The sequence below is a fragment of the Paenibacillus barengoltzii NBRC 101215 genome (assembly GCF_004000745.1).
Classification (GTDB): Bacteria; Bacillota; Bacilli; order Paenibacillales; family Paenibacillaceae; genus Fontibacillus; species Fontibacillus barengoltzii.
In genome coordinates this window covers 1-24,687 of the sequence record NZ_BILV01000022.1, presented here as the reverse complement: position 1 = coordinate 24,687, position 24,687 = coordinate 1, and the positions used below count along the sequence as shown (strand labels likewise).

Sequence of the window (24,687 nt, the reverse complement as noted above, 5' to 3'; positions counted from 1 at the left end):
GAAAAAAGGAGTGGATACGAATGGAAACCGCAAAGTCCGTCCCAGCAAGCCTGCCGGCAAGGAATTTAAAAGTAGCTCTGGTTGCAGGTCTGCGCAAATTGGTACGGCAATCGATTGTTCTGATTGGCTTGTTTCTGCTATGGGAAGCCGCTCCCCGATTGGGGCTGGTCGATCCGGCATTTTTGCCGCCGTTCACTGAGGTGGTGAGGTCCCTGGTTCACTTGATCACTTCGGGTGAATTGCTCCAACACTTTTCGGCAAGTATTGTCCGATCGCTGACCGGATTTCTGTTGGCCTTGATTGTGGCCATTCCGTTAGGACTCATCATTGGCTGGTACCCTACAGCGCGGGAGCTGCTAAATCCGATCCTTGAACTGTTCCGGAATACCGCAGCGCTGGCCTTGCTTCCGGTGTTTATGCTGCTGCTTGGTATTGGGGAGACCTCCAAAATTGCGATTGTCCTCTTTGCTTGCGCCTGGCCGATCCTTCTGAATACGATCGCGGCCGTTGGCAACGTCGACCCCTTGCTCATCAAGTCCGCCAAGTCGATGAAGTTATCCTCTTCCAAGCTGTTCTTGAAGGTGATTTTGCCGGCCTCCGTGCCAACGATTTTTACCGGAATCCGCATGGCTGGGACAGGGGCGATTCTCGTATTGATTGCCGCTGAGATGGTCGGGGCGAAGGAAGGGCTCGGGTATTTGATCACGTATTCGCAGTACAACTTCGAAATTCCGAAGATGTATGCGGGGATTCTTGCCATCTCCTTGCTGGGGCTGATCATTAACTACGGTTTAGTAAGTTTAGAACGCAAATTATCGAAATGGAATACGCAGACGAACGGCTAATTGACGAGATTAAGGTTGGGAATAACGTCAATCGACGTTTTTCTTATAGTCAAAATATGACTAAACAAATTGGAAAACTAGGAGTGGTGAACGATGTCAAACAAGCAAATGAAATTGGGAGCTTTCTTTAATTTGCCGGGGCATCACGTGGCGAGCTGGCGGCATCCGCGAACTGTTGCTCATCGTACGTTCGACCTCGAGTACTTGCAGGACTTGGCACGGTTAGCTGAGCAAGGGAAGTTTGATATGATCTTCTTCGCCGACGTCCTTGGCCTGCGCCCTTCTGGTAACCAGGCAGCATCGGCCCTTAAGCTGGATCCGCTGATTATTCTCGCCGCGCTTGCGTCTGTCACTAAACATATCGGCCTCACCGCGACGCTGACGACAACCTATAATGAGCCTTATCAAGTGGCACGGAAATTCGCGGCGATCGACCACTTGTCGAAGGGGCGCGCGGCATGGAATGTCGTCACCTCTGCCAATGAGAGGGAATCGCTGCTGTTCGGCAAGCCCAAGCATCTCGAGCATGCCCGCAGATACGAACGGGCGGATGAGTTTGTGGAAGTTGTGAAGAAGCTCTGGCTTTCCATTGAGCGGGAGGCGATTGTGCTAGACAAGGAAGGCGGCCGAATTCTGGACGTTGAGAAGCTCCACCCGTTGGATTTTGAAGGCGAGTGGTTTAAAGTTCAGGGGCTGCTGGACGCACCTTCCACGCCGCAGGGGCACCCGGTCATCGTACAAGCGGGTTCGTCGGAGGCAGGCAAAGAGCTGGCAGCCAAAACCGCAGAGGTCATCTTCACCGCATGGCAGACGCTGGAGGAAGCCCAAACGTTCTATCGGGATGTGAAGGGCCGACTGGCGAAGTATGGACGTAAGCCGGATGATCTAAAAATCATGCCGGGGGTGTTCATCACGGTGGCGAAGACGGAGGCAGAAGCGATTGCCAAGCGGAAGGAGCTGAACAGCTACATTTTGCCGGAAGTTGGCTTGGAGTATTTGTCTAACTTCATCGGGACCGATCTGACGGGCTATGATGTGGATGCCCCGCTGCCGGAATTTACAGCGTCCGAGGACAAGACGAATCCGCAGATTCGCTCCAATCTGATCCGTGCGCTGGCCGAACGTGAAGGATTAACCACGATCCGCGAGGTGTATGAGCATATTGCCGGAGCACGGGGGCACCGGGAAATCGTAGGTACGCCGGGGCAGATCGCCGACCAACTGGAGGAATGGTTCCTGAATGAAGGGGCGGACGGCTTCAACATCATGCCGCCTACGTTCCCGGAAGGCTTTCGCGATATCGTCGAGCTTGTCATTCCGGAGCTGCAGCGGCGGGGCTTGTTCCGTACGGAATATGAGAGCACCACATTACGCGGCAATTTAGGGTTATCTGTTCCCGCTTATCCTTCACGCCAAGAAGCGCCATCCGCTTTGATCTAATTCCAAACGAACATAAAGGTCGGTGTAAGCAAATGCATAAATCAAGGAGACAATCCATAACACTGCTGGCAGTGGCGCTGGTTGCCGGGGCCTTGCTGGCGGGTTGCGCCGGAGGCAAAGCTGGGGCAAACGGGGGCGAAGATAAGGTGCTCCAATACAATTCATCCCCGGGTGCGGTGTCATTTCCGGAGCTGGCCGAGGATCTTGGGTTTCTGGGGGATGTGAAGCTGGAGTCCATCGGCAGTACGACAGGGGGGCCGGAGAGCATTCAATTAACGGCTACGAGGCAGACTGATTTTGGGTCGGCGTTTAACGGGGCGATCATTAAATCGGTGGCCCAGAACGTAAAGATCAAATCGGTGGTCGGTTCGTACGGCAGCGATAAAGATACGTATATCGGCGCTTATGTGCTGGAGGAAAGCCCGATCCGGACGGCTAAAGATTTTATCGGCAAAAAGGTTGGTGTTAACACGTTAGGCGCGCATTTGGAATTTATGACCAAGGATTACTTGCGATTAGGCGGATTAACCGATAAAGAAATCAGCCAAGTAACCCTGGTTACCGTGCCTTCGGGAAATGCGGAGCAAATTTTGCGCAGCGGTCAGATCGATGTTGTTCTCTTAAGCGGCGTAGCGAGAGACCGGGCTTTGGAAAAAGGCGGTCTCGTGGAATTATTCAAGGATATCGACGTTTATCAGACGGAGTTTACGGCGGGCGATTACTTTTTTACCGAGGAGTACATTAAGAATAACCCGAACACGGTAAGGCAATTCGTTGAAGGCGTCGCAAAAGCGATCGAATGGGAACGCACCACGCCGCGGGAAGAAGTGATCAAGCGAATGGAAAGCATCGTAGAGAAGAGAGACGGCAAGGACGCAACCCTGAATTTGAAATACTGGAAGAGTCCAGGGATTGCTACGGAAGGAGGAGTGATTACTCCGGAGGAATACCAGCGCTGGATCGATTGGTTGGTTAACGAGGGTGAACTGAAGGAGGGGCAATTGAAACCGGAGGATCTGTATACCAACGAATTTAATCCCTATGCGAAGTAACCGTTAGAGATGATGGGGGCCGTTCCGTTGATGGGGCGGCTTCTTCTTTCTGCCTGTTGATGAACCTCCACGATATGGGTAAGTCTGCTATCATGCTATAATAAGTTGAGCTTAAGGATCAGAGGGGGATCACACATGTACCTGTATCGATTGGAGGCCGACACTTCCGCCGGTCCGTTTACGATTGTCATTGCCGCCGATGGGGAGGAAGAGGCGTTTGCCGCGGCGGAAGAGCATTTGCAGCGGCAAGTGCTGCCCGCTCCTACAATCACGGAGCTGACGATTGTGGAGAAGAAGCGGCTGGTGCCTGGGGCAGGGTACGTCGTGGCCATCAGCGAACCGCGCTAAGGACAGAAGCCCGTGACCGAAGGAAGGTCACGGGCTTCTCTTATGGCGATTCCGCCGGATGAATCAGGCGGCTGGCTATACGGCGTTGGATCATGATTAGGCGATATAGCAGCAAGACAGCGGCCACAGCCAGCCCGGTAATGAGGCCAATCCAGTATCCGTAAGGGCCTTGCGACGTGTAGTTGGCCAGGAAGTATCCCAGTGGCAGGCCGATGATCCAGTAGGCAAGCAACGAGATCCAGAAGCCGGGACTGACGTCCTTATACCCGCGCAGCACGCCTTGGGTGGGCGTCGCAATGGCATCGGACATCTGGAAGAAGATCGCGTATACCAGGAAGTGCTTGATTAGCGATACAACTTCGGGTTCGCTGGAGTAGAGCTGGGCGACACCTGTACGGAACAGCATCAGCAGGACAGCGGTGGCCAATGCCATAGCGGCAGCGGTGCCGATACCAAGCGCCGCGTATTGCCGGGCGTCCTTGAGCCGGGCAGCACCGGTCTCGAAGCCGACGAGGATCGTCAGCGCCAGACAGATGCTGAGCGGGATCATGTACAACGTTGAGGCGAAGTTGTTCGCCGCTTGGTGAGCCGCGATCGTGACGGTATCGAACCGGCTCATCAGCAGCGTCACCGCGGCAAAGACCGCCGTCTCGAAAAAGATCGCGAAGCCGATCGGGACGCCGATTCGCATCAGCTCCCACCATTTGGTCAGCGATACGCGATGCAGCTTGCCGAACACGCCGTACGCCGCGAACGGTTCCTTCCGATGCACGATCCACAAGGCAATCAGGAAAATGCACCAATACGTAAAAGCCGTAGCGATTCCGGAGCCGATGCCGCCAAGACGGGGGAAGCCGCCGCGGCCAAAAATCAGCAGGTATCCGGCGCCTACGTTTAACGGAAGCGAGATCAGCGTAATCATCATCGATATGCGCGTTTGCCCGAGCGCATCGATAAACGAACGCAGCACGATATAACCAAACAATGGAACGATTCCTGTGGAAATCGCCACGAGAAAATAGAAAGCCACATGGTGAACCTTGGGCTCGAGGCCCATCGAATTCAGCACAGGGGAGACCGACAGTGCACCGGCCAGCAGGACAACCAGGCTCACGGCTACCGATAACCAGATTGCCTGAATAACATGATAGCCTACTTTATTCTTCTCTCCGGCCCCTACGAGCTGAGACACGATGGGCGTGATGCCCATCAGGATCCCGCTGAGACCGGTTTGCACCGGAATCCAAAGGCTTGATCCGATCGCTGTTCCCGCCAGGTCTGCCGGACTTGCATGGCCGGACATCATCGTATCGAAGAAGGTCATTAACGACATCGTGACCTGGGTGATCAGAATCGGAACTAAAATGCGTAAAAATTGAGCATATTTCTGCTTCAGGGTATACGTTTGTTTCATAAAACCACTTAACTCCGATCATAGTAGTTACTTGAGTACAAGCCCAACCAAACCCGAACCCGGGCAACAGGCCCGGGTTCGACGGCGGTGCAGCTTTATTATTCATAATCGACGCCGGAAGTATAACGGTTGGAGGCGTTCCAGAGCAGGAACTCATCCACCTTCATTTCCTTCAGCGCCCGAATTTGTTCTTCCACTTCATGCTTGCCGTATTTGATATAATGACCGCTTCCCAGCCAGCTGGCCGTAAAGTCTTGAATCCACGGACGAATGATCGGCTGCTTCTCGCCAAGTTCCGCGAGCTTGGTCTGAGTATCCTGCACCGCACCCTTAATGGTCTGGTAAGGAGCTTTGTCAGGGTCTTTGGCATTAAACCATCCGGTTGTATAATGGCTTGGATAAATCATCGGAGAAATGACGTCCACGTTGTCGGAGATCTTCACAAAATCCTGGCCGATGCCTTCGGCCGCAGGCACAGATGCGGCGTACCCGAAAATATCAACGGACACCCGAACCCCCAACGGTTCCAGCTGCTCCTTGGCGTATTTAACGAATGAGGAGACGGCATCAACGCGGCTCATCTCATTTTTGGTATAGATTAGACTGTCTGCTCGCTTCTCGAAGCCTTCCGGGAAACGCACGTAGTCGAATTGAATTTCCTTAAAGCCTAATTTTGCTGCTTCCTTCGCAATCTCAATATTATAATCCCAGACCTCTTTGTTATAAGGATTTACGAAGCTGTCGCCCTTGCCGTTGCTCCATACCGATCCGTCCTTATGGCGGAAGGAAAGCTCCGGATGCTTCTTGGCTAAAATCGTATCCTTAAACACGACGATCCGGGCGATTGGATAAATATCATGCTTCTGCAAACGGGCCATTAACGCATCGATGTCGCGGATGAACGGCTGCGGTTTCCCCCATTTGATGAGATCGGAATTATCCGTCTTGTATGTGATATACCCTAAATCGTCCTTAATGTCGATGACCATCGCATTCAGCTCGGTCTGATCGACGAGATCAACAAGCTGATCCATGCGGGATCCCCCGGCACTGTAAGCTGTAACGTAAATCCCCTTCACTTTCGGAGCATCTACCTGCGGGTCTACCTTCAAATCCGATGGTTTGATAGGATTGTCCAGGCGACCTTCTGCTAGATTAACCTTAAAAGTGTGCGCGACCGATGTCCACATCGTGTTCGCCTGCACGGCTTCGTTCCCCGCAGCCTGCTCTTGAGGCGCTGCTCCGCTGCCTGTTCCCAAGGCCAGAAGTAGTAATGTCCAGATGATGTTCACATGATATCTCTCCCTTGTATGCACTCGCTGTTAATTATATCGGAAGAGGGGCCCCTAGAGGGAACAGGAATGTCATAATTGGTAAAAAGTTTCAGAGTTTCATAGACGAGAAAAGCGCAAAAAGTCGTTTCCCCTGCATAAGCAGAAGAAACGACCTCATCCTGCATGGAAGCGTTACATATTTTAATGAAGCAACGCCGGGTTTTGATGTTCGCAGATGCTGAATTGAATAATCTCCAGTGCATCCTGCGGTTCCAAGATGGTTAAGCCATCTCGGAGGAGAATCGTAGAGTTCAGTTCCTTTTGATTCAGAAAAGGCAGCATATCCGGAAACCACTTCTTTACGATTTGTTCCAGTCTTACCGTTTCCATTTCCACATCCATCACCCTTTCCTTTCAGAATCATTCGCCGCGGAATCAATCCTAAATCGGAAAAGCAAAAAGCCTGTGAAATACGGGGTAAAGCTGAACCCTTTAAAATTGTGAAGGAACCGCTGTGATTATTATAACAAAGAAGCAGCCGTTTGAAAACGGCCGCTTCTTTCAAGAAAACGCTTAACGACGCCGAAACGCGCCCATCACCCCAACCGTTTCCACGATATTCACGAAAGCGGTGGGATCGGTTTGCTTGATGATTTCCCGCAGTTCAGCCAGTTCATAGCGGGTCGTGACGGTCATCAGCATATCTTTTTCTTTGTGGGAAAAAGCGCCCTGAGTTTTCATCAACGTAACCCCGCGCGGCAGTGTCAGCAGTCGTTCCAGCAGTGCTTCCGTTTTGTCAGTGATAATAAACAACGTGACTTTGATATGACTGATATGAATCAGGTCAACGACTTTGCCGGTAATATAGATCGAGACCATGGATGCCAGAGCAAGATCCCAGTTGCCTTCGAGATACCCCATCGCAAGGATGACGATGCCGTTTAGTCCGACGATCACATTGCCGACGGGGAAATCGCGGAAGCGGGTCACGATCGAACCTACGATATCGAAGCCGCCAGACGAGCCGCCGACGCGGAACGAGATCCCGCAACCGATGCCGACGAGCACACCGCCGAAGACTGCAGAGAGCAGGGTATCCGATGACAGCAGCTTGTCCGGTGTCGGAATCAAGGTAATGAACCAGGTTGTAGCGGCAACCGACAGGATGCTCAGTCCGATAAATCGTTTCCCCAGCAGAAACAACCCGGCGATCAGGAGCGGTACGTTATAAGCCAGATACATCGTGCTAATATCGAGGGGAGTGAAGTAGGCGGTCAGCATCGCTAGCCCAGACACGCCGCCGCTAAGCAAATGAAGGGGCACGAGGAACAGGTTAAAACCCGCAGCGATCAAAGCCGCCCCGAGTACAATAACAGTCGCATTTCTAATTTCTTTAAACACTATCGTTCACCTCACGAAAATAAAGGAAGTATCCCAACCTGCTTGCTGGTATTCCATTTATGTTTTGTGCTATAATGTTTGAGATATTCTTGAGTAGGTACTCTTTTCCATTTTTCAAGCTAGTACCAAGCTAGTTCTATGTAAAATTTACAGGCGGATTGGACAGCCTATAAACGTTTGAAGGTCCCCCAAGGTCAGGTTTTGAGCGTGGGCAAAGCAGGACTAAACGCTACTTAAGAATACCGTTAAGCTGGTGGAATGTCCACTATATAGAAGGAGTATGATACATTGAACACATTCGCAGATTTCGGCCTAGAGCCTAAAGTATTGCAAGCTATTACGGAACTTGGATTTGAAGAAGCAACCCCGATCCAGGCAAAATCGATCCCGATCGCATTGACCGGTCGTGATTTGATCGGACAAGCACAGACGGGGACAGGGAAAACCGCGGCTTTCGGTCTGCCGCTCATCAACAAGATTCCGAAGGAAGAAGACCGTATTGTTGCGCTGGTTATGACCCCAACTCGGGAGCTGGCCATTCAGGTCGCTGAAGAAATCGGCAAGCTGTCCCGCTTTAAAGGCACCCGCTCTCTTCCCATCTACGGCGGACAAGACATCGTACGCCAAATTCGCGCATTAAAGAAAAAGCCCCAAATTATTATCGGTACGCCGGGCCGTTTGCTTGACCACATTAACCGGAAAACGATCAAACTTGACGATGTTAAAACCGTCGTTCTGGACGAAGCCGACGAAATGCTCGACATGGGCTTTATGGACGATATTCAATCGATCCTGAAGCTGGTTCCAGAAGATCGCCAAACGATGCTATTCTCCGCAACCATGCCGGCAAATATCCAGAAGCTGGCTCAGCAGTTCCTGAAAGATCCGGAGCATGTGTCCGTAATTCCGAAACAGGTCAGCGCGCCGCTCATCGATCAAGCCTACATTGAGGTGCATGAACGTCAGAAATTCGATGCTTTGACCCGGTTGCTGGACATGGAGTCGCCGGAGCTGGCGATCGTATTCGGTCGGACGAAGCGCCGCGTGGATGAATTGTCCGAAGCGCTGCAGAAGCAAGGCTATTCCGCCGACGGCCTTCACGGGGACCTGTCGCAGAATCAACGTGACAACGTCATGCGTAAATTCCGTGATGGCAGCATCGACGTTCTCGTGGCAACTGACGTGGCAGCCCGCGGTTTGGACGTTTCCGGGGTAACCCATGTCGTGAACTTTGACCTGCCGCAGGATCCGGAAAGTTACGTTCACCGGATCGGCCGTACCGGCCGCGCCGGGAAAGAAGGGGTCGCATGGTCCTTCGTGACGCCGCGCGAAATGGATCACCTTCGCTTTATCGAACGGATTACCCGTCATAAAATTGCTCGTAAGCCGCTGCCAAGTATTGCTGAAGCGATCGAAGGCAAGCAACGGATTATTGCAGAACGCTTGATCGAGCTCGTGGAGAACGGTGAACTGAACGAGAACAAGGGCATCGCAATCCAGCTCCTGGAGCAATACGATTCGGTGAACCTGTTGGCGGCTGCGTTTAAGCTGATTACGGGCGACAAGAACGAAAAAGTCAACATCGAGCTGACACCAGAAGAACCGATCCGTGTGAAACGCCGCAATCCGGACATTCGTTCCAGCGGACGCAAGCCTTCGGGTTACGGTAATCGCGGCGGGGGATACCGTCGTGATTCGCAAGGCGGTCGCGGAGGTTACGGCAAAGGCGGTTACAATCGCGACGGCCGTGACTATCGTTCCTCTGATCGCAAGCCGCGGACTGGTTCGAGCGCCGGGGACCGCAGACCTTCGAAATATGACGGTAACTCCTCTTTCGATAATTAATCGAACGAGAAGCTTATCCCATATCATAAAATGAAAGAAGACGGAGGATTCTCCGTCTTCTTTGTGTTTGTGTTCATTACAGGAAGATCGTGCGGCTCACGATTACGAGCAGAATGAACAGAACCAGAATCGTACCCGTGGAAGTCCAGAATCCACCGCCATATCCTACACCGGACATGTGATAACCTCCTTTGAAGATGTTGATGGTTTGAAGTTACGGTATATACTATGGCACAGCGGCCCGATGAGATTAGACACTTACCCAAAGCCGCACAAATTAGGCGCTGGAACGAGCTGGACGAATCATGTATAGTTAATATAGGCAGAGCGATTCCACTATACAAAGCTTGAGAGGGGAACTTTACTTGGAATACAAAGGTTTGATGGGCGGATTTTATAAAATTACCGAATGGATTATGCGTATTGCCGGCAGTAACCTGCTATGGCTGCTGTGCTCCTCGCCGTTTATGATCGTCCTGGCAATGAAACTGCTCTTATTGCTGCAATCACCGACGCCTCAGCCGGAGACGCTCACGATTTGGATCATGGGTGTTTTGGCACCGTTTACACTGTTTCCAGCAACGGCCGCTTTATTTTCCGTGACTCGGAAATGGGTGATGGGGGAAAGTGACTTAAGTATCATCAAAGTTTACTTCAAAGGGTACAAAGAAAATTACAAGCAAAGCATGATCGGCGGTATCTTCTATACGATCCTGTTCGCGATTATGTATGTGGACTATGAAGTGTACATGAACCAGATGAACAACCTGCAGATGATTGGCATGGTGATGCTGTTCTTCCTGTTGATCTTATCTCTATCGTTGTTTAACTTCTTCTCGCTGGTGGCCCACTACCATCTGGGTGCACTTCAGTTGATCAAGAATGCGATCCTGTTTACGATTCTTCGGCCGTTCCGCACCTTGTCCACCCTGATCTGCGCGGGTGTGCTTGGGTTTCTGACTTTGCGCTTCGGCTGGTTGATCTTCTTCGGGTTCGGCAGCTTAACAGCCTTCGTCGCGTTCTATAACTTCTACATCGCTTATAACAAGATCCAGGAGAAGGTAGAGCGGATGCGCCAAAACGAAAATGCTTCGAGCAGCAGCACCCAGCAAGACGATGAGGACTTGGGACTTGAACTTCCGTCGAGTGAGGAAAAAGAGAAGGATTGAAAAATGGCGGAAATTGCCATCCCCATCCTTGTCAGATGAGTTTACATTTGCTTAACGAAGCCGTATAATAGGTTTACGTCCTGCGATGTGCGTTTCGATTTCCGTTATTTTGAACCAATGACAGTTATCTCGGGAGACCTACATTGCGCCGCCGCTGAAAGGCCCTATCCATCGGATGAGGGGACTTCATAAGCGTCGTTGCGGTCACCCACCTGCGGGTGCAGGTTCGAGATAATGTAATCGGACGGCATAGGCGGGTCTATTAATGAAGCATGAGAATGGTGCCTTGTACTCTTTTTGTCAATGAAAGGGGACAAGGTGCTTTTTTGTTTGTGCCAAAATGTTCAACCTCGCTTTTGTTTGTCTGCCAAGAATGTTAAACTAGAGATTAAGAAAACGCATACCCAAGTTACATAGGGCAGGATCGTGAAGGAGGAAGAACAGTTGTCATTTAAACGTACGTTAATCGGCATTTTCCGCAGCCAAGAAGGAACCAGCGACCGTGCGAAGATGCCCGAACTCAAAACCAGATATTATCAATTATCCAAAGAGAAATGTTGGGAGGAAGTTTCCTCAACGTTAAAGAAAATTCCGGGCTATAAGGTACTGCATGAAGTGCCGTCCGTCGGCGAGATCACGTTGGAGAAACGGACCAGCCTCGGTCGTGTCATGGACATTACTGTATCGATCGTGGGCACTGGGCCGGTACGGAGCGCGATTGATATTTATTCGGCGACACGTGGATCGATGGGGGACCTCGGTGCAAATTACCGGAACATCCTTCAACTTTTCTCTGTGCTGGATAAGAAGCTGGCGGCTTATAAAGTCTCTTCGAACCAGTAAACCTGTATGGCTACGACAAAAAAAGCGAGCAGGGAGATGCCTCTCCTACTCGCTTTTCGTTTGTACCGAAGTCCTCGGCTTAAGAAAGCAGCGCTTTTACGGCAGCTACCGGTTTTTCGTAATCCGGATGCTCGGTCATTTCCTTCAAATATTCGACGTATTGGATCTTATTGTCTTTATCAACGACAAACACGGCACGCATGTCGAGCGCGAACTCTTTGATCAGTACGCCGTAGGCTTTGCCAAAGGAGTTGTCTTTATAATCCGAGAGCGTGATGACGCGGTCCACGCCAGCAGCGCCGCACCAGCGAGCTTGGGCAAAAGGCAGATCTGCGCTGACCGTCAGCACAACGACGTCATCGCCAAGATCGGCAGCTTCTTGGTTAAACCGACGGGTTTGTGCGTCGCAAACGCCGGTATCCAGTGAAGGAACTACGCTGATCAGTTTGATTTTGCCGGCGAAGTCCTGAAGTGTAGCTTCTTCCAGCAGGTTTTTATTTAAGCGGAAATCTGGAGCTGTATCGCCAACTTTCAGTTCCGGGCCGATCAGTGTGATCGGATTGCCTTTAAATGTAGCTACATTTGCGCGTTCTTGGGCCATGTTTATTTCCTCCTAGACAGATGGATTTATTCAATCAAATTTAATTATAATCGTTTTGAAAAGAAAATGTCCAACATTAGGAAAACAACGGTAAGGAGGCGGTCCGTTTGATTTTCATACGATACGAGAACTGGCGAAGCTACCTGCGATATTATCCCGTCACCTGTCTGCTTCTGGCAGCTAACATCGTCATGTTTATCATCCTTGCGCTGAATGGGGGATCGACGAACCGGATTACCCTGCTCAGATTCGGGGCGATGAGTGATATCGAGCCTTTCGCCGGGGAAAGCTGGCGGTTGTTTACGGCGATGTTTCTGCATAACGGGTTTGATCATCTGTTTTCGAACTCGTTTGCGATTCTGGTATTTGCGCCGCCGCTGGAGCGACTGCTGGGCTGGTGGCGATATGCTTTGGTCTATTTGGGCAGCGGACTGGTCGGCAACTTGATCAGCATGGTGGTGTATCAGTTTAGCTCGGTGCCTCATATCTCAGTTGGGGCCTCAGGCGCTGTCTATGGCGTGTATGGCGCATTTCTCTACATTGCCTTGCTGCAGCGTCACCTGATGGATGAAAGCTCGCGAAAAACGCTGTACAGCCTTCTCATTATTGGGGTGATCTATTCACTATTAGTTCCCAAGATTAACCTAGCCGCTCATGTTGGCGGGTTGGTTGGCGGCTTTTTGATCTATGGACTTCTTGTCCGTTTGTTAAAACAGCGTTGAACCAATGGATTGTAAATGGTACATTAAATTTAGAGTATTATGTCATCAGAAGATGTTCGATGTTCGTAGCACATGCGAAATGGAGCGATCAGATTCGTGGAATTGAGACAACTGCAGTATTTTGTAAAAGTGGCGAGGAAAGAGCACGTGACTCAGGCTGCCGAGGAACTGCACGTCGCCCAATCGGCGGTAAGCCGGCAAATTCACCAGCTCGAGCAGGAGCTTGGCGTTAATTTGTTTATGCAGAAGGGCAGGAATCTCCACCTTACCGCTGTGGGCCAGCTATTCTGCAGCCGGGTGGAGATGATTCTGAAGGATCTCGACCGGGCCGTGAGCGAGGTGCACGAATTTCTCGATCCGGAGCAAGGGGAAATTCGCTTAGGCTTCCCTAATAGCCTAGGTATTCATATGATTCCTAGTGTAGTGGCAGAATTCCGCAAGCTGTATCCCAATGTGAAGTTTCGGTTCAGGCAAGGCACTTATCCTACATTAATTCGGGATGTAGTTTCGGGAGAAGTGGATTTAGCTTTTATTTCTCCGTTTCCGGAAAATCATGATCAAGTCACCGGTAATGTGGTATTAACTGAAGATTTGGTAGCTATCCTTCCGCCGGGGCATCATCTGGCTGGGGAGCAGAGCATCAAGCTCAGCCAGCTGAAAGACGAGAAGTTCATTTTGTTCAGCAAAGGATATTCCTTGCGGCCAATCGTTTGGCATGCCTGCCTGGAGGCTGGGTTTACGCCGAAAATCGCCTTCGAAGGTGAAGAGACCGATACGATCCGCGGGTTGGTTGCCGCTGGGATGGGCGTCAGTCTGCTGCCGGAAATGGCGCTGTTTCAGAGCTTTACGCTTCAGCCGATCCGTGTGCGGATCTCTGAACCGAAGGTGACTCGCACCATCGGGCTGATCCATCGGGTCGACGAGAAGCTGCCGCTGGTAGCCCAATCGTTCCGAATGTTCCTGCTGGAATACTTTGGACTTCAGGTGGATACGCCGCCAAACCAACAGAAGTAATGGAATCATCAAGAAGAACCTATTTACGAGGTAGGAACGAAAAAAGGCTGCACGATCTCGAGCCGATTGGGCTCGGTACCGTGCAGCCTCTTTTTTTGAGATTACAGGTTATTCGCGGTTGCTTGTAAAAATCAGAATGTAGCGAAGCAACTCCAGAATGGAAATCAACGCGGCAGCTACATAAGTTAATGCTGCAGCATTTAATACTTTGCCAACACCGCGTGCTTCATTCGGCGAAATGAAGCCTTGTTGAAGCATGACTTTGCGGGCCCGATTGCTGGCGTTGAACTCCACCGGCAGCGTCACGATCTGGAACAATACGGCCGCGGAGAAGAAAATAATCCCCAGACCAATCAGGTTCAGTGCGCCGAACAGGAAGCCGGCGAGAAGCAAGAAAGGAGCAACCCCCGAGGCGAAGTTCACCACCGGGAACATCCGGTGACGCAGCACCAACATCGGGTACTTCTGCTTGTGCTGAATTGCGTGTCCGACCTCGTGGCAGGCAACGGCTACCGCAGAGATGGAGCTCTCATAATACACCGGCTCCGACAAGCGGACAACGCGGTGAATCGGGTCGTAATGGTCTGTCAGCGCGCCGCGCACCGGTTCGATAGGGACATCATAAAGCCCGTTCGCATCCAACATCCGTCTTGCGGCATCATGACCGGTTAAGCCATAAAGGTTCTGGACCTTTGCCCATTTGTTAAAAGTGCCTTTCACCCGAAACTGCGCCCACAAGGACAACCCAAATGCGAGCAGAATGGGAATCAGCATCACGTCTGAATACATGAATCATTCCTCCATATGATTTAGTTATCAAAGAAGCAATTGAGGCTGTTCAGGAGTAAGGGTTAGGAAAAGGGTCCGTGATTCAGCAGAAGCCGAATCGCTTCCATGCAGGCCAAGCTTTGCGGAAGCAAATTGGCGAAAGCGCGTTTGGCCTGGTTCGGCTGTAAGCTGGAAATGAGCGGCTCCAGCTCTTTGACCTCGCGTTCTAGCTGCTGCATATGGAGCTCCAGCGAGCTTAGTTTCTCCGTCACTTGTTCTTCCGGAGAAACCCGGTGCCACTGGTCCAGCTTCTCGCGGATCTCTTCCAACGTATATTTCTCCTGTTTCAATTGATTAATACGTTCCAGCCTGGTCAAGGTTTCACTACTGTATAAACGATAATTTGTCTGGGTTCGCTTCTCCGGGGAGATCAGCCCGAGCTTCGTATAATAATCGATTGTACGCTCGCTGACATCAGCTGCCTTCGCTAACTCTCCGATCCGGTACAGTTTCTTTACTCCAATGTCATCACTCTCCCGACAATTCCAAAGGATAGCATTCTATATTTATTCTATTTATCCCCATAATACTTAACAACAAGCATACAGTCAAACGTCATACTTTATTTTTGTCAGTAACTATAAGGTGTGTTATCGAAATACCTTACATACAATGTAATAATACATGCAATTTGGCGATTTTTTTTGAAAAAAGTATTGTCATCCCTGAATCTTTCTCTTATAATCACATTAACAATTCATTTTGTGTTAGGAAACTTAACATTGGGGGAGTGTTCAAAATGAAGAAGAAGTGGCTTTACGGGGTACTCATTTTTCTTGCATCGTTTGCGTTTCCGGTCTCGGCGTTCGCAGCGGAGGGAGAGGTTACCGCTCCGGTTCTGGAGCTGGGCCTGAACTCGCTTTTCGTATTCGTCGCAGCCATGCTCGTATTCTTCATGCAAGCAGGCTTTGCTCTTCTTGAAGCGGGTACAGTTCGGATGAAGAACGCCGGACACGTTGCAGGTAAAACCGTCCTCACCTTGGGGATTGCTATTCTTGCTTGGTGGCTGATTGGTTTTGGCTTCGCTTTTGGCGACGGCAACAGCTTCCTAGGTACAACCGGGTTCTTTTTTGGAGGAGAAGGGGATATCGGTTCGTTCAGTGTATTTGCTGAAATCGGCGTACCATTAAATCTGATGTTCCTGTTCCAAATGGCGTTTGCAGCAGTATCGCTGGCGATCGCCTGCGGCGGGATGGCAGAACGTGCGAAACTCAGTGTCTACATTATCTTCGGAACAATCTTTATCGTATTGATTTATCCAATTGTCGCTCACTGGGTATGGGGCGGCGGCTGGCTTGGTAACTTGGGAATGCAAGACTACGCTGGTTCGACGGTAGTTCACTTAACGGGTGCTACAGCGGCGCTTGCAGCAACGATTCTGCTGAAACCGCGTCTTGGTAAATACAATAAAGACGGTAAACCGAACAACATTCCAGGTCATAACCAAGTGTTGACGGTACTCGGCGTTATCATTCTGTGGATTGGCTGGTTTGGTTTCAACCCAGGTAGTGCATTAACTCCTTTGGGTGATGGATTCTTCGGTTATGTGTTGATGACAACGAACCTGGCTGCTGCAGCTGGTGCAGTTGCTGCATTGCTGATCTCCTGGGCAGTTCTGGGCAAGTCGGATATTCCAAGCATGCTGAACGGCGTGCTGGCGGCTCTCGTAGCGATTACTGGTTCTTGTGCTTTCGTTGATGCTTGGGCTTCCGTTATCATCGGTGCGGTTGCTGGGATCTTGACCTTCTTTACCGCTAGATGGTTTGAACGTGCTGGTGTGGATGATCCGATTTATGCCTTCTCCGTACACGGGATCGCCGGGGTATGGGGTGCGGTTTCCACCGGTCTCTTCGCAACGCCGGAGCTGGCTGAAACTACAGGTGTAGGTAAAGCAGGCTTGTTCTACGGCGGCGGTTTTGGGCAATTAGGGGTTCAAGTGTTGGGTGTTATCGGGACTTTCGCTTTCGTACTGGTACTGTCGTTCCTGATTCTCGGAATTATGAAATGGACGATGGGGCTTCGCGTTACAGAAGAAGAAGAAACGATGGGTCTGGATATCAGCGAACATGGTACTTACGGGTATCCGGAGCAAATGAGCATACTGAACAAAACAACTTCGTCTGGTATTCCTGCGGAATAATTGAAGACAGAGATCCTGGCGTGAGGCGTCCGGAAGAGAAAGGAAGTTGGGCTTATGAGTCATGAGACGGCCATGAACAACGCAAATTTAGACGCGATTCGGTCCGCCGCAACTCCCGGTTCGCTAAGAGCGGCCAGAATCGATGAGCAGAATCGCTTGTATCGCAAGCTGACAACGATGCCGATTCAGGATTGGAACCGTGAAGTCTCGGACCTACATGATGCCGTCATGACCCAAGCTTGCCGATGCTGTGAAGAAGAAATGATCCAGGAGGGCTTCGGCCCTCCTCCTTCGCATTATGCCTTTATTGCGTTTGGAAGCGCCGGTCGGGCGGAACCCACGTTATGGAGCGACCAGGATAACGGTTTGATTTACGGGGATGGTGATGTGGATCAGCTTGAAGTCTACTTTGAGCGCTTTGGTGAGAAGCTGTCAGAGATTCTCGAGCAGGTTGGTTATCCCCCATGTCCGGGCAAGGTGATGGTGTCCAATCCGTTATGGCGGGGCAACCTTGACGCGTGGGAGAAGCAACTGCTGGAATGGCGAGATATTTTGGCTTGGGAACAGGTTCGTTACTTGATGATTGCCGCCGATTTGCGCCATATCTGCGGGGATGCGAAGCTAACCGATGGCTTGCGCAAGACGATGAAGCGGATTATGGAGGCGGATCAAGGCGGTGAACGCGATGTGGTGACGGCCATTTTGCGGAATACTGTCCGTCACAAAGCGGCACTAAATGTGTTGGGGCAAGTGATCACAGAGCAAAGCGGTGAGCATGCCGGAGAATTTGACGTGAAATACGGGCTGTACATCCCGATCGTGAACGCCGTGCGTTACTTGGCTTTGCAATACGGGATCGAAGCCTCGAACACCTGGGAACGGATTGCTCAACTTCTTCAGCTTGAGGCTGTTCCGACACGTTGGTTGGAGTCGTGCAGCCGCGCGTTTAATACGGCGGTGAAGTTGAGATCGCTTGTATCACCGATCATTGAAGACGGCTTGCTCACGGGTTCTCACTACTTGCCCCAAGAAATGCTAAAACAGAAAGAGCTCCGGCGCGAGCTGCGGGAATCACTCAGTACGGTCAAGGTCATGTACCGCACACTCCAAAGGCAGCACCGGTATGCGGAAAGGAAATGGTTATGAAAGAACCGATGAAGGGAAATGGTGGTTTTTGGGATGCTTTTAAGGGCGGCGGAGTGTCGCCAAGGATCGCCTCGATGCTTGGTGCTCCCAGCGCACAGCAAATCGCTTTCGTTCGTTCATTAACCAAAGGACAGCGCCGTCCAGAGACACTTCACGTTCCGCTGGCTGAATTGAAAACGGCCGTCTTCGATTTGGAGACTACGGGATTTCATTACCATTATGGTGATGAAATCTTGTCCTTTGGAGCCATAAAAGTGGAGGGGGAGCGAATCACCGATGAGGTGTATTACTCGCTGGCCAAACCGGCTTGTCAAATTCCTGAGCGAATCATTGAACTAACTGGAATTACGCCGGAGATGGCTCAGTCAGCTCCATCCTTGCTGGAGGCGTTGCGCGAATTTATGGCATTCGTGGATGACCGGGTGTTGGTTGCCCACGGCAGTGCCCATGACAAAGCTTTTTTGGATGTGGCGTTATGGAAGACCACCAAAGCTCATCTCGGGCATCGGGTGCTGGACACGATGATGATCGCCCGGAAGCTGGAACCGGACCGGCGTATCTCTGGCAGCCTGGACGAATGGCTGGCCGTGTACGAGATTCCAGTAACGAAGCGACACCACGCATTGGAAGACTCCAAGATGACAGCTCAGCTGTGGACCGCGTTAATCCAACGGTTGAAAGAACAAAACGTGATTACTTTGGGAGATCTGTACACCTTCTTAAGCCGAACGTAAGCCTTTGCTGTCCTAATTTTCACGTAACTTGATGGGCAGCAGACGATAACCTCCTGAATAAGCACTTATCCCATACGCGTGTAGCATGAAGCCGTCCGGTTCGCCGGGCGGCTTATCGTTTGATGGATTCATCCGACCACCAATTAGGTACAATTGAAGGCGATCGGCAAAATTCGGAAGCTGACGCAAATCCTCTGACGATGGCTGCGGCGGTGAAGTGGGGTGGGTGTGGTAGACGCCAATCAATCGCGGATCAAAGCAACTGCGAACCCAGATGGCGGGGTCGAGTTCAAAAGCGTGCAACGGAATCTGCGAATGGTTCGCCACAGGAAGATAACGTTCAATGGTGCCGATGCGGCCGTTCAGCGATCCAAACAGCAGCCCGCAGGCTTCCTCCGGGTAACGATCTTGCCCATCCTGCAGCATTTCGTCACGAATATGCGGCGGCAAAATCCAAGATTGATTCATTTTGCATGCTCCCGTCGTGATAGGTTAGAGTTCACCTTTTTCTCGATCCATTGTAACAAATCGTTAAAAAAGGGTACAATAATTACGGTAAACATAAGCTTCAAAACCAGATGAGGTCATAAAAGGACGGGCAAAAGATGAAACGGAATCGATGGATACTTGCCGGGTTGCTAGTGTTGCTGGTTATCGCTCTGCTGGACCGTGGGGGACAGGAGGGCTGGTTTGGCAGCTTCCTCAGCGGCTCTAAGGGAGACAATAACGAACCTTCGCTTGGCGCCATGGCAGCCGAAGGGGCTCCGAAGCCAGGAACGACTGCGCCAACGTTCGAGTTAACCGGTTTGGATGGCAAGACGTATGAGGTTGGGGGCAAGCGGGATAAAGTGCTGCTTCTGAACTTCTGGGCGTCCTGGTGCGATCCGTGTAAAGAGGAAGCGCCTGAGCTGAAGGCGTTATCTGAGAAATACAAGGATTCACTGGACATCTATGCCGTGAACGTTACATTATACGATAACCTGGATGAGGCCAAGGCCTTCGTCAAAAAATATGGCTACACCTTCCCGGTTCTCTTGGATGAAAAAGAGGAGCTTTACCGGAAGTATAATGGTATTGCCTTTCCGACCAACGTGCTGATTGACGAACAAGGCGTGATTCGAGACGTCATCGTCGGAGTCATTTCGCCGGAAGAGTTAGAAGCCAAGATCAAAAGCTTGATATAGCACAGAAAAAAGCCCGAATCACCGTGAGTAACGGAGATTTGGGCTTTTCGCATAAGAGATGGCGTTTAATGGTTGACGAGTCCCCATCCGGCGGAAGGAATCTCTTCGTAGTCCTCCCGTTTCGTCTGTCCCAGCAGCGCGTAACGGATGGAGTCCACTAGCGCTTCCCAGCTCGCTTCGATGACGTTGCTGGACACGCCAACGGTATTCCAGGAATTGTGATAATCCTGGGATTCGATCAATACACGTACCTTCGATGCGGTAGCATCTTTGTCGTCGAGGACGCGCACCTTGTAGTCCGACAAATGCATATCCTTCAAGCCTGGGTAATAGGTAATCAAGGCTTTGCGAAGCGCATTGTCGAGGGCGTTAACCGGACCGTTGCCTTCGGCCGCGGTGTAGACGCTGACTCCGTCAATCTTCAGCTTGACGAAGGCTTCAGAAACAACTGGACGGTCAGCGGTCTTCTCAACGAGCATCTTAAACGATTCGAAGACGAACAGTTCCTTCATATCGCCATTCGCCTGACGCAACAGCAATTCAAGCGAGGCGTCAGCGCCTTCGAATTGATACCCTTGATGCTCCAGTTCTTTAATCTTGGCGATAACTTGTTTGGTGTTCTCGTTCTCCGGATTGAACTCGATTCCCATCTCCTGCGCTTTGGACAGGATGTTGCTTTGTCCGGCCAATTCGGAGACGAGCACGCGCTGACGGTTACCGACCAGTTCGGGAGCGATGTGTTCATACGTCCGTGAATCGCGAAGGATGGCCGAGACGTGAATGCCTCCTTTATGGGCGAACGCGGCGTTCCCGACATACGGCTGGTTGACCGGCATATGCACGTTGGCGATCTCACTGATGTAACGGGCGGTATTGGTCAGTTGCTTTAACCGGTCAGGTTCAAGCACTTCGTAGCCGAGCTTTAGCTGCAGATTTGGAATAATCGAGCAGAGGTTGGCATTCCCGCAGCGCTCCCCGTATCCATTCATCGTCCCTTGGATTTGGCTTACGCCGGCACGGACGGCACTAAGCGAGTTGGCGACGGCCAGCTCACAGTCGTTGTGGGTATGGATGCCCAGCTTCGAGCCGGGAATGACTTGGCACAATGCGCTGACAATATCATACACCTCGTGCGGCATAGTGCCGCCGTTTGTGTCACACATGACCAGCCAGTCTGCGCCAGCCTCTTCCGCTTTGCGTAAGACAGAGAGGGCGTATTCCGGATTGTTCTTATACCCGTCAAAAAAATGTTCCGCGTCAAAAATGACCTCGAGCCCTTGCCGCTTCAGATAAGCGATCGAATCGAAGATCATGGCGAGGTTTTCCTCTAACGTCGTTTGCAGCGCGGTATGCACATGGAAATCCCACGATTTTCCAACCAGCGTCGCAGCTGGAACACCGGCTTCGATCATCCGATTAAGGTTAGCGTCATGTTCGGCTAGGCTGTCTTTTCGGCGTGTACTGCCAAAAGCTGTAATCTTGGCCTGCAGCTTCAGCTCCTTGACCCGCTTAAAAAATTCGATGTCCTTCCCGTTACTGCCCGGAATTCCACCTTCAATATAATGGACCCCAAGGTAATCCAGCTTTTTGGCGATCTTCAGCTTATCGTCCGCCGACAGGCTGATGCCCTCGCCTTGGGTACCGTCTCGCAAGGTTGTGTCGAAGATGGATATTGGCTTTGACATGATCGAAGTATCCCCCTTTAGCAATGGATGAGGGTGGTTAGCTCTCCCCGAATGTTTAGTTTTTAATTAATAATTATAACATCAACATGTTAAATGTAACATGCTTTTTTGAGAGAACAGAAAGTATAAACTTCTTGCCCCTTAGCGATATTGACCGACTTTCCGGGGACAGGTATGCTGAACTTAGGAGTAACGTATGATAAACGAGGGGTAGGAAATGAGAGATACCGCTGATTTTTACCCGGCGCGGGGTAGAGTCATTTTACATGTCGATATGAACGCTTTTTACTGCTCGGTTCATGAGGCGGAGGAGCCGGACAAATATCGAAACCGACCTACCGCGGTAGCGGGGAGCGTGGAGCTGCGCAAAGGAGTAATCGTCACCTGCTCGTATACCGCGCGTAGAATGGGAGTGTCGACCGGAATGACCGTGAGCCAAGGGTTGAAGAAATGTCCCGAGCTAATCGTCATCCAGCCGGATTTCCATCTATACCGCAAATATTCCCGGGCGTTTATGGACATTGCGTACGAATACACGCCGCTCCTTCAAGCGGTTTCCATCGATGAATGTTATCTCGATATTACCGGCTCCAAACAATTTGGGACCCCGCTTGAAATTGCCAATCAAATCCAACAGCGGATCCGTGAAGAACTAGGCCTTCCCTGTTCGATTGGGATTGCGCCGAACAAGCTGCTAGCCAAGATGGCCTCAGATATGAAAAAACCAAACGGCATCACCGTGCTGCGCATCCGGGACGTGCCGAAGCTGCTGTGGGACAAACCGTGCAGCGACTTGTTTGGCATCGGCCGGAAGACGGCCGAGAAGCTGAAGTCGATGCGAATCTATACGATCGGGCAGTTGGCGGCTGCCGACGAACGCAAGCTGATCGAGCGGTTTGGGGTGGCCGGTGCTTGGATGAAGCAGGCGGCGAACGGCAGGGACGATTCGCCGGTGAGCGATGAGCGCGAGCGGAATAAATCAATTGGCCATACGACCACCCTTCCGCGGGATATCAGCCGGATGGAGGACGTGCAACGCGTGCTGTTGAACATCGCCGATCAAGTTGCGCGTCGGCTGCGGCGGCAAAATCTGATGGCCCAGACGATCCAGATTACGATCCGCACCCCGGACATGAAGACGATCACCCGCTCGCAAAGTTTGGATACCGTCACCGAACAAGCGGAAGTGATTTACCGGGAAGCCTGTGAGTTGTACCGCCGCCATTGGAGCGAAGATAAGCCGGTTCGACTCCTGGGAATCACTTTGCAAAATTTGGTTCCCAGGGAGGAATCGGCGTTGCAACTGGATCTGTTTGATTATGAGCGGCAGCCCAAAAAAGAGTCATTAACACGAACAATGGACATGCTAAGAGATAAGTTCGGAGAAGATGCTGTGCTGACGGCAGGAATGTTGACCGATGATCCCTCGGCATTAATTCGCAATCATCGCATTCGCGGAACTTCGTTGCAAACTGACTTCCTTCGCCAGAACCGGGACGAAGAGGACGACCCTGCTCGTTGAAGGAATTATCACCTATCGGGATTGGAATAATACGGAAAATGAATTGAAATTGTAAACTATTTATATTATATTGATCATGGTGTTATAAAAAGCACCGGACTCGTACCGTTTATTCAGGAGGCAGATAAGAGATGGCGAAATATACTTGGGTTGAGAAGGACACATGTATCGCTTGCGGCGCTTGCGGCGCAACAGCACCGGATATCTACGATTATGACGATGAGGGTTTGGCCGAAGTAATTTACGGCAATGACGGCAACCGCGGGATCACGGAGATTCCGGAAGATCTGTACGACGATCTCCAAGACGCTTGCGACGGCTGCCCAACGGATTCCATCAAAGTTGCAGATGAGCCATTTAATAAAGAAGGCTAAGCCTTTGGAATAACTGCTCAAAGAACGCTCTGCGCCGATTTTGGCGAGGGCGTTCTTTTTTTACGGCGGCCAGGGTGGGATCAGGCGATTTTCTATCAATCTCGGCCCCTTTTTGCAGGAATATCCCGTTGGGTCAGGTAGCTTTGTTTGGCGCTTTTGCGGGAATATCCCGCTCGGTCAGGTAGTTTTGTTTAGTGCTTTTGCAGGATTATCCCGTTCGCTCAGGTCTTCGTCCTCCTTCCTATGAGCTATCCCATTGGATCAGAATGAATAGGAATTTGCCTTCCAACAGAATGGGTTCTGAATGAAAGGGATAATCATGCAAAAGAGCTGTCCAGCCAGTGACAGGAGTCCGGCAGCTTTTTGATTATGAGGCCTGCTTTGCTGGGTACATAGTCGCGAAATTTTGAGATTGGTGAAAAACTGGATAAGAAACGGTGTTGTTTTTGCCGATATAAGGAATGAAAGGGATTTCTCAACGACTCTCTAATTGGAGGAACTGATGGGGAACTCGGCTTACCTTAAAAAATATGTGGAAAACCACCCACATAATAAAATGGCTTGGTATCTGCTAGGCAAAGAATATGAAGCAAGCGGGCAAGCGGGGAAAGCCCGCTACTGCTATATTCAGGCGGGCAACGTGTACGAGGCGTTTGAATCAAGCAAAATTCCGCTGCCTGAGGAAGTGCTGGCCGGTTATAAAGAAGGGCTGTTGCAGGAGTCGCATCGCAAGGAAAAACGAAACCGCTTCCTGCGCAAGCTCAGTCTTGCGCTGCTTCTTGCGCTGCTGATGTGGATTCCCTCGGCGGCTCACGCGCCGGGGGATCGACAGGCGGCGGTGCCCGTGCACGCCGTCGATGCAGGTGCGGGTGACGATGCCGACCGCGAGGAGGCATCGGAGGAACCGCTGAAGCCCGCCGGGGATGAGGCGGGCGGAGGCGCGCCTGCGGGAACGCCGGCTTTCGCAGAGCCGGCGTTCACCGCCATCGGCTTCGCCGGCGACCCTGCCGGGACGCAGGCGGCAGCCGTAAGCGGTTTGCTCGCGCTGCAGCGGCAAACCGCAACCCCTCTGCTCCATGCCGCAGCGCTGGGCATGGAGCAGGCCG

General features: G+C 51.3%; 25 protein-coding genes, 1 other RNA gene and 1 pseudogene. 17 read left to right on the top strand and 10 right to left on the bottom strand.

Translation table 11 applies throughout. The features are described 5' to 3' along the window. The first annotated feature begins 20 nt into the window (after positions 1-20). From PBA01S_RS08285 to PBA01S_RS08270, 4 genes are all read left to right on the top strand, one after another. Entirely contained in the window at positions 21-845 is an 825-nt protein-coding gene (locus PBA01S_RS08285; RefSeq protein ID WP_051416905.1) for an ABC transporter permease, read from the top strand. A 93-nt stretch (positions 846-938) separates the two neighbouring features. Then, the gene (locus PBA01S_RS08280; RefSeq protein ID WP_127575762.1) at positions 939-2,285 is read left to right on the top strand and encodes an LLM class flavin-dependent oxidoreductase; all 1,347 of its coding nucleotides are present in this window, start codon (positions 939-941) and stop codon (positions 2,283-2,285) included. Between the two features lie 32 nt (positions 2,286-2,317). Further along, complete coding sequence (locus tag PBA01S_RS08275; protein ID WP_127575761.1) at positions 2,318-3,337, top strand: ABC transporter substrate-binding protein; 1,020 nt, start codon at positions 2,318-2,320, stop codon at positions 3,335-3,337. Between the two features lie 135 nt (positions 3,338-3,472). After that, on the top strand, positions 3,473-3,685 hold the full coding sequence (locus PBA01S_RS08270) for a DUF3906 family protein (RefSeq protein WP_085169850.1): 213 nt from the start codon (positions 3,473-3,475) through the stop codon (positions 3,683-3,685). Positions 3,686-3,725: 40 nt separating this feature from the next. Here the strand turns inward: PBA01S_RS08270 and PBA01S_RS08265 are convergent, their stop codons facing one another. From PBA01S_RS08265 to PBA01S_RS08250, 4 genes are all read right to left on the bottom strand, one after another. Next, a complete protein-coding gene (locus PBA01S_RS08265) occupies positions 3,726-5,099 on the bottom strand; it encodes an MATE family efflux transporter (protein WP_028538741.1) in 1,374 nt (457 codons plus the stop codon). 98 nt (positions 5,100-5,197) lie between these two features. Next, positions 5,198-6,391, bottom strand: a complete 1,194-nt coding sequence (locus PBA01S_RS08260; protein ID WP_028538740.1) for a putative glycoside hydrolase — start codon at positions 6,389-6,391, stop codon at positions 5,198-5,200. A 183-nt stretch (positions 6,392-6,574) separates the two neighbouring features. Next, complete coding sequence (locus tag PBA01S_RS08255; RefSeq protein WP_009222784.1) at positions 6,575-6,775, bottom strand: hypothetical protein; 201 nt, start codon at positions 6,773-6,775, stop codon at positions 6,575-6,577. Between the two features lie 171 nt (positions 6,776-6,946). Further along, positions 6,947-7,774 (bottom strand): YitT family protein, encoded by an 828-nt coding sequence (locus tag PBA01S_RS08250; RefSeq protein WP_028538738.1) that lies wholly within the window; start codon positions 7,772-7,774, stop codon positions 6,947-6,949. Positions 7,775-8,062: 288 nt separating this feature from the next. Between PBA01S_RS08250 and cshA the strand changes: the two genes are divergently transcribed. After that, positions 8,063-9,619, top strand: coding sequence for a degradosome RNA helicase CshA (gene cshA, locus PBA01S_RS08245; RefSeq protein ID WP_016312743.1), 1,557 nt, complete (start codon positions 8,063-8,065; stop codon positions 9,617-9,619). 76 nt (positions 9,620-9,695) lie between these two features. On the opposite strand, the gene PBA01S_RS08240 is transcribed toward cshA, so the two are convergent. Then, positions 9,696-9,797, bottom strand: coding sequence for a hypothetical protein (locus PBA01S_RS08240; RefSeq protein WP_016312742.1), 102 nt, complete (start codon positions 9,795-9,797; stop codon positions 9,696-9,698). 187 nt (positions 9,798-9,984) lie between these two features. On the opposite strand from PBA01S_RS08240, the gene PBA01S_RS08235 reads away from it, so the two are divergent. From PBA01S_RS08235 to PBA01S_RS08225, 3 genes are all read left to right on the top strand, one after another. Continuing rightward, positions 9,985-10,788 (top strand): YesL family protein, encoded by an 804-nt coding sequence (locus PBA01S_RS08235; RefSeq protein WP_085278777.1) that lies wholly within the window; start codon positions 9,985-9,987, stop codon positions 10,786-10,788. 74 nt (positions 10,789-10,862) lie between these two features. Beyond that, positions 10,863-11,052, top strand: a non-coding RNA gene (gene ssrS / locus PBA01S_RS08230) — 6S RNA. A 180-nt stretch (positions 11,053-11,232) separates the two neighbouring features. Further along, positions 11,233-11,631 carry a DUF1499 domain-containing protein gene (locus PBA01S_RS08225; protein WP_016312740.1) on the top strand — a complete coding sequence of 133 codons (399 nt, stop codon included), beginning with the start codon at positions 11,233-11,235 and terminating at the stop codon, positions 11,629-11,631. Positions 11,632-11,710: 79 nt separating this feature from the next. On the opposite strand, the gene tpx is transcribed toward PBA01S_RS08225, so the two are convergent. Then, positions 11,711-12,232, bottom strand: a complete 522-nt coding sequence (gene tpx / locus PBA01S_RS08220) for a thiol peroxidase (protein WP_127575760.1) — start codon at positions 12,230-12,232, stop codon at positions 11,711-11,713. A 107-nt stretch (positions 12,233-12,339) separates the two neighbouring features. Between tpx and PBA01S_RS08215 the strand changes: the two genes are divergently transcribed. Both PBA01S_RS08215 and gltC read left to right on the top strand, forming a co-directional pair. Beyond that, complete coding sequence (locus PBA01S_RS08215; RefSeq protein WP_127575759.1) at positions 12,340-12,954, top strand: rhomboid family intramembrane serine protease; 615 nt, start codon at positions 12,340-12,342, stop codon at positions 12,952-12,954. A gap of 96 nt (positions 12,955-13,050) precedes the next feature. Next, positions 13,051-13,968, top strand: coding sequence for a glutamate biosynthesis transcriptional regulator GltC (gene gltC / locus PBA01S_RS08210; RefSeq protein ID WP_127575758.1), 918 nt, complete (start codon positions 13,051-13,053; stop codon positions 13,966-13,968). 108 nt (positions 13,969-14,076) lie between these two features. Here gltC and PBA01S_RS08205 read toward each other — a convergent pair whose 3' ends face one another. Both PBA01S_RS08205 and PBA01S_RS08200 read right to left on the bottom strand, forming a co-directional pair. After that, the gene (locus tag PBA01S_RS08205; protein WP_016312736.1) at positions 14,077-14,757 is read right to left on the bottom strand and encodes a zinc metallopeptidase; all 681 of its coding nucleotides are present in this window, start codon (positions 14,755-14,757) and stop codon (positions 14,077-14,079) included. Positions 14,758-14,819: 62 nt separating this feature from the next. Continuing rightward, entirely contained in the window at positions 14,820-15,245 is a 426-nt protein-coding gene (locus PBA01S_RS08200) for a MerR family transcriptional regulator (protein ID WP_174844472.1), read from the bottom strand. 290 nt (positions 15,246-15,535) lie between these two features. Between PBA01S_RS08200 and PBA01S_RS08195 the strand changes: the two genes are divergently transcribed. Genes PBA01S_RS08195 through PBA01S_RS08185 form a run of 3 tightly spaced genes read left to right on the top strand, consistent with a single transcriptional unit; the run spans position 15,536 to position 18,816 of the window. Next, positions 15,536-16,936 (top strand): ammonium transporter, encoded by a 1,401-nt coding sequence (locus PBA01S_RS08195; protein ID WP_009222795.1) that lies wholly within the window; start codon positions 15,536-15,538, stop codon positions 16,934-16,936. Positions 16,937-16,990: 54 nt separating this feature from the next. Next, positions 16,991-18,082, top strand: coding sequence for a DUF294 nucleotidyltransferase-like domain-containing protein (locus PBA01S_RS08190; protein ID WP_127575757.1), 1,092 nt, complete (start codon positions 16,991-16,993; stop codon positions 18,080-18,082). Continuing rightward, positions 18,079-18,816 carry an exonuclease domain-containing protein gene (locus PBA01S_RS08185; protein ID WP_028538732.1) on the top strand — a complete coding sequence of 246 codons (738 nt, stop codon included), beginning with the start codon at positions 18,079-18,081 and terminating at the stop codon, positions 18,814-18,816. Before PBA01S_RS08190 ends, PBA01S_RS08185 begins: the two co-directional genes overlap by 4 nt. Positions 18,817-18,828: 12 nt before the next feature. Here PBA01S_RS08185 and PBA01S_RS08180 read toward each other — a convergent pair whose 3' ends face one another. Next, positions 18,829-19,284, bottom strand: a complete 456-nt coding sequence (locus PBA01S_RS08180; protein WP_016312731.1) for a M67 family metallopeptidase — start codon at positions 19,282-19,284, stop codon at positions 18,829-18,831. 137 nt (positions 19,285-19,421) lie between these two features. Here PBA01S_RS08180 and PBA01S_RS08175 point away from each other — a divergent pair, with 137 nt between their 5' ends. Next, positions 19,422-20,000, top strand: a complete 579-nt coding sequence (locus PBA01S_RS08175; RefSeq protein ID WP_028538731.1) for a TlpA family protein disulfide reductase — start codon at positions 19,422-19,424, stop codon at positions 19,998-20,000. Positions 20,001-20,065: 65 nt separating this feature from the next. Here PBA01S_RS08175 and cimA read toward each other — a convergent pair whose 3' ends face one another. Further along, positions 20,066-21,685, bottom strand: a complete 1,620-nt coding sequence (gene cimA, locus PBA01S_RS08170) for a citramalate synthase (RefSeq protein WP_009222800.1) — start codon at positions 21,683-21,685, stop codon at positions 20,066-20,068. 217 nt (positions 21,686-21,902) lie between these two features. Here cimA and PBA01S_RS08165 point away from each other — a divergent pair, with 217 nt between their 5' ends. The 3 genes and pseudogenes from PBA01S_RS08165 to PBA01S_RS08155 form a co-directional block, all read left to right on the top strand. Next, positions 21,903-23,207: a DNA polymerase IV gene (locus tag PBA01S_RS08165; RefSeq protein WP_016312729.1), complete on the top strand. Its 1,305-nt coding sequence runs from the start codon at positions 21,903-21,905 to the stop codon at positions 23,205-23,207. Between the two features lie 131 nt (positions 23,208-23,338). Further along, entirely contained in the window at positions 23,339-23,581 is a 243-nt protein-coding gene (locus PBA01S_RS08160; protein WP_009222802.1) for a ferredoxin, read from the top strand. Between the two features lie 502 nt (positions 23,582-24,083). Further along, positions 24,084-24,687: pseudogene (locus tag PBA01S_RS08155) on the top strand (L,D-transpeptidase); the annotation flags it as partial.